The following is a 16,008-nucleotide window of genomic DNA, read 5'->3' on the forward strand; positions in this document are numbered from 1 at the left end:
TTCAGCGGCTAAGGCGACAGGCGATTTTCGCGCATGTCGCTGTTCACAAGACCGGCGGACCGCGGATCACGCGACACCCGCGCAACCTGTCATACACGGCGTGGCGAACCCACGCAGCGCGGCGAATCCGGTTCCGTTCCGCGACTAACAAACACAAAGGAGGAGCTTCATGGAAGCTGTTCACGGCAGCATTCTGCTCGTTTATGCGGTCATCGCGATCGCCGCGCTGATCCTGATGATCACGCGCTACAAGGTTTATCCGTTTCTCGTCCTGATTATCGTGTCGCTGCTGCTCGGGCTGGTCGCCGGCATGCCGATGGGCACGATCGTCAAATCGTTCGAAACCGGTAACGGCAACACGCTCGGACACATCGCGATCGTGGTCGGCCTTGGAACGATGCTCGGCAAGATGATGGCCGAATCGGGCGGTGCGGAACGGATCGCCACCACGCTGATCGACTGGTTCGGCGAGAAGAACATTCACTGGGCGATGATGTGCGTGGCGATCATCGTCGGTTTGCCGGTGTTCTTCGAAGTCGGCTTCGTGCTGCTGATTCCGATCGCGTTCAACGTCGCCAAGCGCACCGGCAAATCGCTGCTGCTGATCGGCCTGCCGATGATCGCCGGTCTGTCGGTCGTGCACGGTCTGATTCCGCCGCACCCGGCCGCGATGCTCGCCGTGCAGCAATATCACGCCGACATCGGCAAGACGATCGCTTACGGGCTGATCGTCGGGATTCCGACGGCGATCGTCGCCGGTCCGCTGTTCGCGCTGCTGATCCATCGCTTCGTGAAGCTGCCCAACGAGAACGCGCTCGCGAAGCAGTTCCTCGGCAACGCCGAGGAAGGCAAGACGCGCGAGTTGCCGAGCTTCGGCATCACGCTGTTCACGATCCTGCTGCCGGTGATCCTGATGCTGGCGGGTAGCTGGGCCGACCTCGTGTTCACGCCGAAAACGCTGCCCAACGACCTGTTGCGCTTCGCCGGCAACTCCGACGTCGCGCTGCTGATCGCCGTGCTGGTCAGCTTCTGGACCTTCGGCGCATCGCGCGGCTTCAATCGCGAGCAGATCCAGAAGTTCTGCTCCGAATGTCTCGCGCCGATCGCGGGCATTACGCTGATCGTCGGTGCGGGCGGCGGCTTTGGCCGCGTGCTGATGGATAGCGGTATTTCGAAGGAAATCGTCAACGTCGCGACCGCGATGCATCTGTCGCCGCTGCTGTTCGGCTGGCTGGTCGCCGCGCTGATCCGCCTTGCCACCGGCTCGGCGACCGTCGCGATGACGACCGCTTGCGGTATCGTTGCGCCTATCGCCGCAGCGAGCGGCGTGCAGGTCAAGCCGGAATTGCTGGTGCTGGCCACCGGTTCGGGCTCGCTGATCTTTTCGCACGTCAACGACGGCGGTTTCTGGCTGATCAAGGAATACTTCGGGATGACGGTGGGGCAGACCTTCAAGACGTGGTCGCTGCTGGAAACCATCATCTCGTTGATGGGTTTGGGTTTGACCTTCGCTCTGGCGGCGGTCCTGTAAGGAGTTTTTGATGATTTTGATCGCAATGGGCGTGTCGGGCGCCGGCAAAACGAGAATCGGCGAGCTGCTCGCCGAACGGCTGAAGTGCGCGTTCACCGACGGCGACACGTTCCACAGCGCGGCCAACAAGGAAAAGATGCATCACGGCATTCCGTTGACCGACGAAGACCGCTGGCCGTGGCTGAAAACGATCCGTGCCGCGATCGAGGAAAAGAAGAACGCGGGCGAAACGGCGGTGTTCACGTGTTCGTCGCTGAAGCGCTCGTATCGCGACATCCTGCGTGATGGCGACAAGGATGTCTGCTTCGTTTATCTGAAGGGTTCGCGTGAAGTGCTCGAAGAGCGTTTGACCACTCGCACCGGCCATTTCTTCGATCCGTCGCTGCTGCAAAGCCAGCTCGATACGCTCGAAGAACCGGGCGCGGACGAAGCGATCACGGTGAGCATCGAGCACACGCCGGAACAGATGGTCGATGAAGTGCTGAAGCAGCTCGACGCTCGCTGAGCGTTTGTCGTACAGGGCGCGAGGATATTTCGTTGCCCTGCTGACGATCCGCCTTACCGCGCGAGGTAAGGCGGACCGTCGCTGTCCTGCGTTGGACAGCACAATGATCCGCGGCGTGCTCGCCACGCCATGCCCGATCTCCGCCTCTCTCGCGTGTCTGCGTCAACGTGATATCCCGGTTTTTGCCAGCAAATGCAGCGCTATTGTCGGCATGTGCTTCGCCCGGTTTTTGAGGGCTCAACCGCTGTCGGGTTTTACCGTGTTAACGCCGATTGACGTCTTCTGCGGAAGCGAATTTCTGCGCATGCAATTGGGACGTTTCCCAGACTTCCAACACTACGTTCAGCTTACAGTTTGCGACTGATTGCGCCACCCGGCGCATCGTTTGATTCGCGGACGAGATGTGCACGCTGTAACGAAATTTCCCCAATCCACGAGCCCGAGCGGCGACGTTTCCGGTGCACGTGCGCGCGCGCTGCGTGCGACGGCCGCTCGCCTGTCGCCGCGCGGCCGCCCGACGTTCGCGTCGATGACGTATGCCGGCGCGTTGCTGGCGAGCGCGGCAGGCGCCGCGCACGCGTTCGAGCCGATGGACCCGGCCAATCACGCCATTCTCGATCAGCAGCAGCAACGCCTGCTCGATCAGGCGCGCGAACAGCGTGAAGGTTTGAGCGGGCAGGCGCCGGCCATGCCCGCCGCCGCGCCGCGCGCCACCGACGCGCAAACGCGCGCCGCGCTCGGCGGCGACGCATGCGTGCCGGTCGACAGCGTGAGTTTCAGCGGTGCGGCGCTGTTGCCCGACGCGCTGAAGCAGGCGGTCTCGCAGGACGCATCCGGCCGTTGTCTCGATACCGCCGCGCTCGCCCATCTGCTCGACACGGTCAACGACTGGTACGTCGCGCATGGCTATGTGACGAGCCACGCTTTTCTGCCGAAGCGTGACGGCGACAGCCGCGAGCTGACGATTGCATCGGTGGAGGGCAGGCTGTCGCGCGTCTATTTCCGCGACGGCACGCCCCGCGCCGACGACGCCGCGCAGATGGCGTTCGGTGGCACGGCCGGCGAGCCGCTGAATCTGCGCGACGTCGAGCAGGGCGTCGATCAGATCGACCGCATCGTGCCGGGCGGCGTGAAAGCGTCGGTGCGGGCGGCGCCGCAGCAAGGATATTCCGACATCGTGCTGTCCGGCCAGCCGGTCAAGCTGTTCGATGCCGCCGTCAGCGTGGACAACAGCGGTCAGAAAAATACCGGGCGCGAGATGCTCGGCGCCGCCGCGACGATGAACAACGCGCTCGGCCTCGCGGAACAGATCGGCGGATCGGTGTCGACGACGCCTGCGTTGCACGGCGACCGGTTTCGCCGCAGCTTCAATGCATGGGCCACCGTGCCGTACGGTTACTGGAGCTTCAGCTATGCGGGCGCGGCGGGCAACTATGCGGTCCCGCTCGATTTCTACGGCGCGAAGCTGCGCTACCACGGCAGCAGTCTGCAAAACCGCTTCACGGTCACGCGCACGGTCACGCGCAACGCGTCGCGCAAGATCGACGTGTTCGCGTCGGTATCGAATTACGTCGGCAAGACCTACCTCGAAGAATTCCAGCTTCAGAACAGTTCCGAGCGAACCAGCACCGCGCAGATCGGCGTCAACTTCGCGACGCGCGTGGGCAGCAGAAGTTATTTCACGTTCAGTCCCGCACTCACGCAAGGCCTGCCGTTCGCCACGCACGACATGAGCGAAGGTGGCGGCCCGTCGTCTGGTTTCACGAAGCTGGCGGCAAGCGCCAGCTTTTACACGCAGGCCACGCAAAACGTCGCGCTGCTGTCGTCCGTGTACGCGCAGGTTGCGCCGAGGACGCTCTACAGCAGCGAGCGCGTGCTGGTCGGCAGCGACACGTCGGTGCGCGGTTTTCGCGATCAGTACCTGTACGGCAACACCGGCGCGTATCTGCGCAACGAGGTGAACTGGACCGTGCCGCTGCCCGCGTCCGGCGCGCGCATGACCGTGATGGCCGGCGTCGATATCGGCCGCGTCGTGCCCGTCGAGGGTGAACCCAATTCAGGCGGCAACGTCGTCGGCGCGGCGATCGGCGCGTCGGCGTCGTGGAAAGGCGTCGCCGCAACCGTTTCGGTCGGCACGCCGCTCGTCGCACCCCGACGTTTGAACGCCGATCCGATTGTCCTCAACCTCAAGTTGAGTTCTTCGTTTTAATTATCAAAGGTTTTACCCATGAAACAACATCGTCTCAATATGCTGAGCCTCGCGGCACTGGCCACGGTTGGTGCAGCGAGCACCGCAATGGCGGGCGGCATCGTCGCCACGGGCGGCCAGACGCAGGTCAGCACGCCGGGCAATACGCCGGTCGTCAACATCGCCGGCGCGAATGCCGCAGGCATTTCGCGTAACGCGTTCAGCAGCTTCGACGTGGATAAAAACGGCGTGGTCTTCAACAACCTGACCGCAGCCGGCGTGAGCCAGCTGGCCGGTCAGCTGGCGGCGAACGCGAACCTGAACGGCACGGCCGCGAAGGTGATCGTTGCCGACGTGAACTCGGCTACAGCCTCGAAGCTGAACGGCGCGATGGAAGTGGCAGGCGCGCCGGCGCATCTGCTGATCGCGAATGCGGCGGGCATTTCGGTGAACGGCGCAACGACGATCAACGCGCCGGTGCTGTCGCTGGCTGCGGCGAGCTTCAACCCGACGGCGGCCAATCCGCTGAGCCTGACGGTCGACACGAGCCGCGCGACGCCGGCCACGATCGCCATCGACGGAGCGGGTCTGGACGTGGGCGCCGGTCAGGTGAACCTGCTGTCGCGCGCGACGCTGGTGAACGCGGCGGTCAAGGGCTGGAAGATCAACTCGCAGAACGGCACGCAGTTCGACGGCGACGCGAACGGCAACTTCACCGGCAAGCTGAGCGCCGAGGCGCCGAATGCACCGACGGTGGCGCTGGACGTGTCGGAACTGGGCGGCATGTACGCGAACAAGATCGTGCTGGAAGGATCGGAGCATGGTCTGGGCGTGAATAACGCGGGCGTGATTGCTGCGGGTCATGGGGGCCTTGCGGTGCAGATGTTCGGAAACGCCGACCTCAACAGAACCACGAAGGGGATGATCACCTCCACCGGGGCGAGCTATACGGTGGACGCCGCGTCGATGGCGGAAACGCTGGACATGTGGCGCCCGACGCAGTATCGCGGCCTCGATGAAGCGCAGATTTTCCAACTGCAAAAACAGGAACTGGCGGTTGCTGCCGAACAGGCAAACGCGCGCAACTTCCATCCGTCGTCGGACGACGCGTTGTTGAGCAACCCCGAAAAGATCGCGTTGGTGAACGACGTGTACGCGCAAGCGCAACTCGCGAAGGCCCGGATGGATCCTTCGACGGACCCGGATGAAATCGCCCGCAACGCAGCCGAAGCGGCGCAGCGTGCCGAGATCGAACGGCAGAATGCCGAGCACGCGGCACAGATCGCCGCCGACGAAAAAGCCGCCGCAGATATCGCGAAGGCCGACGCCGACCGTCAGGCAGCGGCCGATGTCGCGGCAGCAGCCGACCGTGCAGCACGCGAAGCTGAAGCGAAGGCGCGCTGGGACGCTGAACAAGCGGCAATGGCGGGCGGTGACACGCCTGTGCCGCCGGTCAACCCGGTCGATCCGCAGCAAGCGGATTCGGGCAACCAGCCACAACCGCCGGTCGTCGATAACGGCGTGATGAAGTCGCCGGCCCAGATCGCGTACGAAGCCGAACAGGCCGCAGCACGTGAGGCGATGATGGCCGCTTCGAAGGCGCAATACGAAGCACAACAGGCTGCCGCGTCTGCGCAGGCAGCAGCGGCACAGCAACAGGCCGCGGCACAACGTGCGGAGTTCGATCGCCAGAACGCCGAGTACGCAGCGAAGGTTGCCGCCCAGCAACAAATGCAAGAGCAGATCGCGAGTGCGGACGCACAGCGCAGCGCCGATGCCGACGCCGCCTTCCAGGCGGAACTCGCCGCCCGCTATGCCGATGCAAAGGCCCAGTACGACGCAAAGCAGGCGCAGCAGGTCAGCTACGCGCCGCAAGCCCAACCGGTGATGATTCAAACCCGCTACACGTACTAAGCTGAACCGCCGCCGAAGCACCTACCCGCATCGGCTGCAATAAAAAAGGGCTCGCGCAAGCGAGCCCTTTTTCACATCCGGCGCAGCGCCGCTACCGCATCAGGCGATGCGCTTCGCCAGTTCAACCGCCTTGCCGACATACGATGCCGGCGTCATCGCCAGCAAACGCGCTTTCGCGTCGTCCGGAATCGCGAGACCCGTGACGAAGCTTTGCAGCGCTTCGCGCGTGATGCCCTTGCCGCGCGTCAGTTCCTTCAACTGTTCGTACGGATTTTCGATGCCGTAACGGCGCATCACCGTTTGAACCGGCTCCGCCAGCACTTCCCAGCAGTTGTCCAGATCTTCGTTCAGACGCGCCGGGTTCACTTCGAGCTTGTCCAGACCGCGAATCAGCGCGTCGTACGAGAGCAGCGAATAACCGAACGCGACGCCCATATTGCGCAGCACCGTCGAATCGGTCAGGTCGCGCTGCCAGCGCGAGATCGGCAGCTTGTCGGCGAGGTGACGCAGCGTCGCGTTCGCGAGGCCGAGATTGCCTTCCGAGTTCTCGAAGTCGATCGGGTTGACCTTGTGCGGCATCGTCGACGAACCGATTTCTCCGGCCTTCAGCCGTTGCTTGAAGTAACCGAGCGAGATGTAGCCCCACACGTCGCGATCGAGGTCGAGCAGGATCGTGTTCGCGCGCGAAATCGCGTCGAACAGTTCGGCCATGTAATCGTGCGGCTCGATCTGGATCGTGTACGGATTGAACGTCAGCTTCAGCCGCTGTTCGACGACTTCCTTCGAAAACGCTTCCCAGTCGAATTCCGGATACGCCGACAGATGCGCGTTGAAGTTACCCACCGCGCCGTTCATCTTGCCGAGCAGTTCGACCTTCTCGACACGTTCGATCGCGCGAGCCAGACGCGCCGCGACGTTCGCGATTTCCTTGCCGAGCGTGGTCGGGCTGGCCGGTTGGCCGTGCGTGCGCGACAGCATCGGCTGTTCGGCTTGCGCGTGCGCGAGCTTGACGAGACGTTGATGCACCGAGCGCAGCGCGGGCAGAATCACGTGCTCGCGCGCACCGGCCAGCATCAAACCGTGCGACGTGTTGTTGATGTCTTCCGACGTGCACGCGAAGTGGATGAACTCGCTCGCGCGTTCCAGTTCCGGCTGACCCTTGACCGATTCCTTCAGCCAGTATTCGACGGCCTTCACGTCGTGATTCGTCACGCGCTCGATGTCCTTGATGCGCGCGGCGTCGTGCGCGGTGAAGCGCTCGACCAGTTGCAGCAGGAATTGCTCGGCGTCGTCGGAGAAGCGGGGCACTTCGGCGAAACCGGCGCGCGACAGCGCGATCAGCCAGTGAATCTCGACCGTCACGCGATGGCGCATGAAAGCCGCTTCCGAAAGCCAGTCGCGCAAGGCTTCGGTTTTCGACGCGTAACGGCCGTCGAGCGGGGAGAGCGCGGTCAGCGCGAACAGAGTGTCGGGGCGAGTATCGGACATGATGGGCTGCCGGAAGGCGCAATAGAACAGATGGAAAAGCAGGGAGAACCGCGAATTTTACCACCGTGCAACCGTTGCGCCGCGAACCGGCGCGCGGACGCGGCGCGCCGCTAGAATGGCGGGTTCCTGACTGGCGTTCGTCAGCCGTCTATTTTGCATTCATCGCCGGGACCCGCATGGAACTGAAATGGCTCGAAGACTTCGTTTCGCTCGCGGAGACGCGTAGTTTCAGCCGGTCCGCGGAATTGCGTCACGTGACGCAGCCAGCTTTTTCGCGGCGCATCCAGGCGCTCGAAGCGTGGCTCGGCACCGAGTTGATCGACCGTTCCGTCTATCCGACGCGGCTGACGGCGGCGGGCCAGGTGTTCTACGAGCAGGCGCTGGCGATGCTGTCGCAGTTCCACGAAGCGCGAACCTTGCTGCGCGGTCATACCGCAACGCCCGCCGCGACGATCGAATTCGCGGTGCCGCATACGTTGTCGCTGACGTATTTTCCGCGCTGGTTGCAGCGTATCGAGGCGCAGCTCGGGCCGATCCACACGCGTTTGCGCGCGCTGAACGTGCACGACGCGGTGTTGTCGCTGGTCGAAGGCGGCTGCGATCTGGTGATGGGCTATCACCATCCGAGCCATCCGGTTGCACTCGATCCGGCGCGCTACGACATGCTCACGCTCGGCGTCGAAGCGATCAGCCCGTTTTCCGCGCCGGCACGCGCGGGCCGCGCGCGCTACGCATTGCCGGGCACGCCCGACGAACCGGCGCCGTATCTGTCGTACACGCCGAACGCCTATCTCGGCCGGATGACCGAAGTGATCTTCGCGACCGCGCCGGAGCGGCTGTATCTGGATCGTCTGTATGAAACGGATATGGCCGAAGGTCTGAAGGCGATGGCGCTGGCCGGACACGGCATCGCGTTTCTGCCGCACAGCGCTGTCGAAGATGCCGTCGCCGACGGGCGTCTGATTCGCCTCGACCGCGCCACGCGCGGCGTCGCCGAAGGTCAGTTCACGCTCGAAATGGAGATTCGCCTGTATCGCGACAAGCTCGCCGCGCAAGGCGACGATCCGCGTCATGTGCTGGTCCGGCAACTGTGGGACGTGGTCGCGGCGGAATTGGCCTCGAACCCGCAATAGATCTTTGCAGCGTTTGAAACCCGGGTTTCGACGCTGGCGTTGATGCGCGCATGCACCGCGCAAAGCCTTGCCGCTCATGACGTTAGCGACACGAATTTACAGCTTCCGCAGCGTTATGCAAAAAAAACATAATGGGATAATCAAACGGCATTGGATTTCAAAAAGGGGTTTTTCGACAATGGCGCATCGGGTCAAAAACGCTTGGAGCGTGCATGTCAACCACACCGCAGTCCGCCTCTTCCGCAGTCACCAATCAGTCCATCCCGTCTTATCTGCATAGCGACGATCTCGGCCCCTGGGGCAACTATCTGCGCCAGGTCGATCGCGTCGCGCCGTACCTCGGCTCGCTGTCGCGCTGGCTCGAAACGCTGAAGCGCCCGAAGCGCATCCTGATCGTCGATGTACCGATCGAACTCGACAACGGCACGGTGGCGCACTTCGAAGGCTATCGCGTGCAGCACAACGTGTCGCGCGGTCCGGGTAAGGGCGGTGTGCGGTATCACCAGGACGTGACGCTGTCGGAAGTGATGGCCTTGTCGGCGTGGATGTCGGTGAAGAACGCGGCGGTCAACGTGCCGTACGGCGGCGCGAAAGGCGGTATTCGTGTCGATCCGCGCACGTTGTCGCGCGGTGAACTGGAACGCATGACGCGTCGCTATACCAGCGAGATCGGCATCATCATCGGACCGAATACCGACATTCCCGCGCCGGACGTCAACACGAACGAACAGATCATGGCGTGGATGATGGACACCTACTCGATGAACCAGGGCCAAACGGCCACGGGCGTTGTAACCGGCAAGCCGATCGCGCTCGGCGGTTCGTTAGGCCGTAAGGAAGCGACCGGCCGTGGCGTGTTCGTGGTCGGCACCGAAGCGGCTCGCCGCACCGGCCTCGACATCGAAGGCGCGCGGATCGCCGTGCAGGGCTTCGGCAACGTCGGCGGCATCGCCGCGCGGCTGTTCCAGGAAGCGGGCGCGAAGGTCGTGGCCGTGCAGGATCACACCGGCACGCTGTATAGCGCCAACGGCATCGACGCGGTCGCGTTGCTCGATCACGTCGCGAAGAACGGTGGCGTCGGCGGTTTCGCGGAAGCGGACAGCATCGCGGCTGAAGACTTCTGGCGCGTCGAGTCGGACATCCTGATTCCGGCCGCGCTGGAAAACCAGATCACCGAAAAGAACGCGTCGCAGATCAGGACGAAGATCGTGGTCGAAGGCGCGAACGGCCCGACCACGACCGCCGCCGACGACATCCTGCGCGACAAGGGCGTGCTGGTGATTCCTGACGTCGTGGCCAACGCGGGCGGCGTGACGGTGTCGTACTTCGAATGGGTGCAGGACTTCTCCAGCTTCTTCTGGACCGAAGACGAGATCAACCAGCGTCTGGATCGCGTGATGCGCGAAGCGTTTGCGGCCGTGTGGCAAGTGTCGAGCGAGCAGAACGTGTCGGTGCGTACGGCGGCGTTTATCGTCGCGTGCAAACGGATTTTGCAAGCGCGCGAACTGCGCGGTCTGTATCCGTGATCCATCGCGCGAGATGAATCTTGCGTGATCTTTCCGTGACGCGTTCGGCCGGTCGTTTTGACCGGTTTGGACACGTCCGGCCATGGTTCGTAAGACCGCGCGCATGACCCGGCGGGCGCCATCTTTCTGATGGCGCCCGTTTTTTTTTCAGATAGCCTGTGGCCCAATGCACACAGGGTTCACAGCGATTACTTTCAAAACAGTTACTTTGCTAAACTGCGGCTGTTTCTGCCAAGGAGATCACCACAATGAAGATGCAAAAAGCCGCGCTGCTGCTCGCGACGCTCGGACTGTTCGCTGTCGGCGCGCAAGCGCAAGACGCAGGCACGCTGAAAAAAATCAAAGATACGGGCGTCATTTCGCTGGGTCACCGCGAATCGTCGATTCCGTTTTCGTACTATGACGACAAGCAGGAAGTCATCGGCTACTCGCAAGAGTTCGCGCTGAAGGTGGTCGAGGCGGTCAAGCAGAAGCTGAACATGCCCGGCCTGAAGGTCAAGCTCACGCCGGTCACGTCGCAAAACCGTATTCCGCTGGTGCAGAACGGTACGGTCGACCTCGAATGCGGCTCGACCACGAATAACCTCGAGCGCCAGCAACAGGCTGCGTTCTCGAACACCATCTTCGTGATCGGCACGCGCCTGATGACGAAGAAAGATTCCGGCGTCAAGGATTGGGCGGACCTGAAGGGCAAGACCGTCGTGACGACGGCTGGCACTACGTCCGAACGTCTGCTGCGCAAGATGAATCAGGACAAGAACATGGGCATGAACATCATCAGCGCAAAGGATCACGGTGAATCGTTCCTGACGCTGTCGAGCGGTCGTGCCGTCGCGTTCATGATGGACGATGCGCTGCTGGCCGGCGAACGTGCGAAGGCGAAGGATCCGGAAACCTACGTGATCGTCGGTGCGCCGCAATCGCGTGAAGCGTACGGCTGCATGCTGCGCAAGAATGATCCGGAGTTCAAGAAGGTCGTCGACGACGCAATCGCCAAGGTCGAAACCTCGGGCGACGCCGACAAGATCTACAAGAAGTGGTTCGAATCGGCGATCCCGCCGAAGGGCTTGAACCTGAACTTCCCGGAAAGCGACGATATCAAGGCGCTGTACAAGAGCCCGAACGACAAGGCGATCGACTAACCGTCCTCCGTCAGTTCATTGCGTCGCACGAAACGGAAGGGGCCAAGCGCTTCTTCCGTTTCTTTTTGTTGGAGTCTAGGTCATGTCATATCACTGGAACTGGGGCATTCTGCTGAGTCCGGTCTCCACCGGCGAGCCGACGACGTACCTCGGCTGGCTGCTGTCCGGATTCTGGGTGACGATTACGGTGTCGCTGGCAGCGTGGGTGATCGCACTGATCGTCGGGTCACTGTTCGGCGTGCTGCGCACGGTGCCGGACAAAACCCTGGCTGGAATCGGCACCGTCTACGTTGCGATCTTCCGCAATATTCCGCTGATCGTTCAGTTCTTCGTCTGGTATCTGGTGATACCGGAGTTGTTGCCGGTTTCGATCGGCAACTGGTTCAAGCAACTGCCGCCGGGCGCGCAGTTCTTCTCGTCGTCCATTTTGTGTCTGGGACTGTTCACCGCCGCGCGGGTTTGCGAGCAGGTGCGCTCGGGCATCAACGCGTTGCCGCGCGGCCAGCGCGCAGCCGGTCTCGCGATGGGTTTCACGCAATGGCAGACGTATCGCTACGTGCTGCTGCCGGTCGCGTACCGGATCATCGTGCCGCCGCTCACGTCCGAGTTTCTGAACGTGTTCAAGAACTCGGCGGTCGCATCGACGATCGGCTTGCTGGAACTGTCCGCGCAGGCGCGTCAGCTGGTCGACTACACGTCGCAGACGTATGAGTCGTTTATCGCGGTCACGGTGGCGTACATGCTGATCAATCTGGTCGTGATGCAACTGATGCGCTGGGTCGAAACGAAGACCCGGCTGCCCGGCTATATCGGAGGCAAGTAATGCACCAATTCGACTGGAGCGGTATTCCGGGCGCACTGCCTACGCTGTGGACGGGCGCGATCGTCACGTTCAAGATCACGCTGATCGCGATCGTGTTCGGCATCTTGTGGGGCACCGTGATCGCGATCATGCGGCTGTCGTCGTTCAAGCCGTTCGAATGGTTCGCGAAGATTTACGTCACGGTGTTCCGTTCGATCCCGCTGGTGATGGTTCTGCTGTGGTTCTTCCTGATCGTGCCACAGCTGTTGCAGAACGTGCTCGGCCTGTCGGCGGATATCGACATCCGGCTGGCGTCGGCGATGGTCGCGTTTTCGCTGTTCGAAGCCGCGTATTACTCGGAAATCATCCGCGCCGGGATTCAGGCTGTGCCGCGCGGGCAGGTCAATGCCGCGTTCGCGCTGGGCATGAACTACGCAACCGCCATGCGCCTGATCGTGCTGCCGCAGGCATTTCGCGCGATGGTGCCGTTGCTGCTGACGCAAGCCATCGTGCTGTTTCAGGATACGTCGCTCGTCTACGTGATCAGCCTCGCCGATTTCTTCCGCACCGCCACGAATATTGGCGACCGTGACGGGACGAATGTCGAGATGGTACTGTTCGCGGGCGCGTGCTATTTCGTGATCTGCGTGGTCGCGTCGAGCCTTGTCAAAGGTCTTCAGAAAAAGGTCGCAAGATGATCTCTATCAAAAACGTTTCGAAGTGGTACGGCCAGTTCCAGGTGCTGACCGACTGCACGACGGAAGTGAAAAAAGGTGAAGTGGTGGTGGTGTGCGGACCGTCGGGTTCGGGCAAATCCACGCTGATCAAAACGGTCAATGGTCTCGAACCGTTCCAGAAGGGCGAGATCGTGATCAACGGTCAGGCGCTCGGCGACAAGAAAACCAATCTGTCGAAGCTGCGTTCGAAGGTCGGGATGGTGTTCCAGCATTTCGAACTGTTCCCGCATCTGTCGATCGTCCAGAACCTGACGCTCGCGCAGATCAAGGTGCTCGGCCGCTCGAAAGACGAAGCGTCGGCGAAGGGCCTGAAGCTGCTGGATCGCGTCGGCCTGCGTGCGCATGCGGATAAATTCCCGGGCCAACTGTCCGGCGGACAGCAGCAACGCGTGGCGATTGCGCGCGCGTTGTCGATGGACCCGATCGCGATGCTGTTCGACGAACCCACGTCCGCACTCGATCCCGAAATGATCAACGAAGTGCTCGACGTGATGGTCGAACTCGCGCAGGAAGGCATGACGATGATGTGCGTCACGCACGAAATGGGCTTTGCGAAGAAAGTCGCGCACCGCGTGATCTTCATGGACAAGGGCTTGATCGTCGAAGACGACCGCAAGGAAGACTTTTTCGCGAATCCGAAATCGGATCGTGCGAAAGATTTTCTGGCGAAAATCCTGCACTGATCGTTTCTGCCTGCATGCTGTCGCGGCGGTTTCAGCCGCCGCAGCAAAAAAAAGCCGCTTCGAAAGAAGCGGCTTTTTTATTGGGCGGTCGAAGCCGCGTGGGTTCAGGACGTCATGATCTCAGGACTCGAACGCGGCGGCGTCGTCGGCGGCTTCGAGGTCGACTTCGACGATCTGCTGTTGCTGCGCAACCGTGGTCGCCGACGCGGACGGATCGCTCGACGGATTGCGCAGCTTGTCGAGCACCACTTGCGGCACCGGAATATTCACGCGTCCGACCACTTCGCCGTGCTGGAACATCAGCAGGTCGCCGGGATTGAAGGCGGTCCAGATTTCGTTGTCGGTCAACGGTTGGGTGGCGATCACCGCGACGCGATCTTCCGGCGTCGTGTACTTCGCGAAGTCGATCGAAACGTCGGCATCGACCAGATGCGCGGTCGAAAACGGCCAGCGGCGCACGATGTAATGCAGATGCGTCGAGCAATGCGCGAACTGCGCCTGGCCATTGGACATCAGAAAATTGAACACGCCGAATTGCGTGATCTCGCGCGTCAGCGATTCGAGCGCGGCGAACAGTTCGTCGAGCGGCGGTTCCGACGACGGGAACGCTTTGCGCAGACCTTGAAGCAGCGCGCAAAACGCGAGTTCGCTGTCGGTGCTGCCGACCGGTTGATATACGCCGGTCAGGAACGGCGAATAGTCTTTCAGGTCGCCGTTGTGCGCGAAGATCCAGTGACGTCCCCACAGTTCGCGCATGAACGGATGGCAGTTTTCCAGCACGATCCGGCCTTGCGTGGCCTTGCGGATATGCGCGATGGTGTTTTTGGATTTGATCGGATAACGCTTGACCATTTCGGCGATAGGCGATGTGGCCGATGCCTGATGATCGATAAACAGCCGGCACGCTTTTTCTTCGAAGAAAGCGATGCCCCACCCGTCAGCGTGATGATCGGTGACGCCGCCGCGCGCAGCGAAACCGGTGAACGAGAACGTGACGTCCGTGGGCGCGGCGCAGTTCATTCCGAGAAGTTGGCACATGATGCTTGAACAGGGCGTGAAGAACGAGGCGATGGCCCGGTCCGGAACGACCTGGTCAGGGTGACCCGTTACAATATTGGTTTAGCCAAGCATATCATCGAGCCAGAAACGGCAAAAAGCGAAATTGACATGTGGAAATGCCGCAACTTACGAGTTCGCGGGACTTTTTACCTGTCGAACGCGTGATGCCGCCAAAGCCTTCAGAAAGCCCTCACTTTCCGCCATGACCGCCGCCACTTCGTCTTCCACTTCCAGTCTGTCCGCCGCCTCGTTGACCATCGCCCGTCCCGACGACTGGCATTTGCACGTGCGCGACGGCGCGATGCTCGCGGCGGTGCTGCCGCACACCGCGCGCCAGTTCGGCCGCGCGATCATCATGCCGAACCTGAAGCCGCCCGTGACCACGACGGCGATGGCGCAGGCGTATCGCGAGCGGATCGTCGCCGCGATTCCGGCCGGCGTGAAGTTCGAGCCGCTGATGACGCTGTATCTGACGGACAACACGCCGCCCGACGAAATCCGCCGCGCACGCGAAAGCGGTTTCGTTCACGGCGTGAAGCTGTATCCGGCCGGCGCGACGACCAATTCCGACGCGGGCGTCACCGACATCATGAAGTGCGCGAAAACGCTCGAAGCGATGCAGGACGTGGGCATGCCGCTGTTGATCCACGGCGAAGTGACGGATGCGTCGATCGACCTGTTCGATCGCGAGAAAGTGTTTATCGACCGTGTGCTGACGCCGCTGCGCGCCGCGTTCCCGGGTCTGAAGGTGGTGTTCGAGCACATCACGACCAAAGATGCGGCCGATTACGTGCGCGACGATACGTCCGCGCCGGGCCTGCTGGGCGCGACGATCACCGCGCATCATCTGCTGTACAACCGCAACGCGATTTTCCAGGGCGGCATTCGCCCGCATTACTACTGTTTGCCGGTGTTGAAGCGCGAGACGCATCGGGTCGCGCTGGTCGAGGCGGCGACGTCGGGCAATCCGCGATTCTTCCTCGGCACCGACAGCGCGCCGCATGCGAAGGGTTTGAAGGAGCACGCGTGCGGCTGTGCCGGTTGCTACACGGCGCTGCACGCGCTGGAGCTGTACGCGGAAGCCTTCGACAAGGCGGGCGCGCTGGGCAAGCTGGAAGGTTTCGCGAGTTTCTTCGGCGCAGACTTCTACGGTCTGCCGCGGAGCGAAGAGCAGGTCACGCTGCTGCGCGAGGAGTGGACGCTGCCGGTGGAAATCGCGGTTGGCGATACACCGGTCGTGCCGTTGCGCGGCGGTGAATCGATCGGCTGGCGCCTCGCCTGAGTGCGGGCGGCGCGGTGA

Annotated in this window: 13 protein-coding genes; 11 read left to right on the plus strand and 2 right to left on the minus strand. The window is 62.2% G+C overall.

What is annotated here, in order from left to right:
• Positions 1 to 169 precede the first annotated feature (169 nt).
• The 4 genes from PW947_RS23090 (at position 170) to PW947_RS23105 (ending at position 6,138) form a co-directional block, all read left to right on the plus strand.
• On the plus strand, positions 170 to 1,531 hold the full coding sequence (locus tag PW947_RS23090) for a GntP family permease (RefSeq protein WP_299634727.1): 1,362 nt from the start codon (positions 170 to 172) through the stop codon (positions 1,529 to 1,531).
• 10 nt (positions 1,532 to 1,541) lie between these two features.
• A complete protein-coding gene (locus PW947_RS23095; protein WP_299634728.1) occupies positions 1,542 to 2,036 on the plus strand; it encodes a gluconokinase in 495 nt (164 codons plus the stop codon).
• 529 nt (positions 2,037 to 2,565) lie between these two features.
• The gene (locus PW947_RS23100; protein ID WP_299634729.1) at positions 2,566 to 4,245 is read left to right on the plus strand and encodes a ShlB/FhaC/HecB family hemolysin secretion/activation protein; all 1,680 of its coding nucleotides are present in this window, start codon (positions 2,566 to 2,568) and stop codon (positions 4,243 to 4,245) included.
• A gap of 18 nt (positions 4,246 to 4,263) precedes the next feature.
• Positions 4,264 to 6,138 carry a filamentous hemagglutinin N-terminal domain-containing protein gene (locus PW947_RS23105; RefSeq protein WP_299634730.1) on the plus strand — a complete coding sequence of 625 codons (1,875 nt, stop codon included), beginning with the start codon at positions 4,264 to 4,266 and terminating at the stop codon, positions 6,136 to 6,138.
• A gap of 99 nt (positions 6,139 to 6,237) precedes the next feature.
• On the opposite strand, the gene purB is transcribed toward PW947_RS23105, so the two are convergent.
• The gene (purB, locus tag PW947_RS23110) at positions 6,238 to 7,626 is read right to left on the minus strand and encodes an adenylosuccinate lyase (RefSeq protein ID WP_299634731.1); all 1,389 of its coding nucleotides are present in this window, start codon (positions 7,624 to 7,626) and stop codon (positions 6,238 to 6,240) included.
• Positions 7,627 to 7,802: 176 nt separating this feature from the next.
• On the opposite strand from purB, the gene PW947_RS23115 reads away from it, so the two are divergent.
• From PW947_RS23115 to PW947_RS23140, 6 genes are all read left to right on the plus strand, one after another.
• On the plus strand, positions 7,803 to 8,759 hold the full coding sequence (locus tag PW947_RS23115) for a LysR family transcriptional regulator (RefSeq protein WP_299634732.1): 957 nt from the start codon (positions 7,803 to 7,805) through the stop codon (positions 8,757 to 8,759).
• Positions 8,760 to 8,971: 212 nt separating this feature from the next.
• Positions 8,972 to 10,285: a Glu/Leu/Phe/Val dehydrogenase gene (locus PW947_RS23120; RefSeq protein WP_299634733.1), complete on the plus strand. Its 1,314-nt coding sequence runs from the start codon at positions 8,972 to 8,974 to the stop codon at positions 10,283 to 10,285.
• 248 nt (positions 10,286 to 10,533) lie between these two features.
• Positions 10,534 to 11,427 carry a glutamate/aspartate ABC transporter substrate-binding protein gene (locus tag PW947_RS23125; protein WP_299634734.1) on the plus strand — a complete coding sequence of 298 codons (894 nt, stop codon included), beginning with the start codon at positions 10,534 to 10,536 and terminating at the stop codon, positions 11,425 to 11,427.
• A gap of 82 nt (positions 11,428 to 11,509) precedes the next feature.
• Entirely contained in the window at positions 11,510 to 12,250 is a 741-nt protein-coding gene (locus PW947_RS23130) for an amino acid ABC transporter permease (RefSeq protein ID WP_299634735.1), read from the plus strand.
• Positions 12,250 to 12,927 carry a glutamate/aspartate ABC transporter permease GltK gene (gene gltK / locus PW947_RS23135; protein WP_299634736.1) on the plus strand — a complete coding sequence of 226 codons (678 nt, stop codon included), beginning with the start codon at positions 12,250 to 12,252 and terminating at the stop codon, positions 12,925 to 12,927. The genes PW947_RS23130 and gltK overlap by 1 nt, the downstream gene beginning before the upstream one ends.
• Entirely contained in the window at positions 12,924 to 13,649 is a 726-nt protein-coding gene (locus tag PW947_RS23140) for an amino acid ABC transporter ATP-binding protein (RefSeq protein ID WP_299634737.1), read from the plus strand. The genes gltK and PW947_RS23140 overlap by 4 nt, the downstream gene beginning before the upstream one ends.
• A gap of 120 nt (positions 13,650 to 13,769) precedes the next feature.
• On the opposite strand, the gene PW947_RS23145 is transcribed toward PW947_RS23140, so the two are convergent.
• Positions 13,770 to 14,687, minus strand: a complete 918-nt coding sequence (locus tag PW947_RS23145) for a class II glutamine amidotransferase (protein ID WP_299634738.1) — start codon at positions 14,685 to 14,687, stop codon at positions 13,770 to 13,772.
• Positions 14,688 to 14,910: 223 nt separating this feature from the next.
• On the opposite strand from PW947_RS23145, the gene pyrC reads away from it, so the two are divergent.
• Entirely contained in the window at positions 14,911 to 15,990 is a 1,080-nt protein-coding gene (pyrC, locus tag PW947_RS23150) for a dihydroorotase (RefSeq protein WP_299634739.1), read from the plus strand.
• Positions 15,991 to 16,008: the final 18 nt, after the last annotated feature.

Origin of the sequence: Paraburkholderia sp. (assembly GCF_028283785.1) — a bacterium.
Classification (GTDB): Bacteria; Pseudomonadota; Gammaproteobacteria; order Burkholderiales; family Burkholderiaceae; genus Paraburkholderia.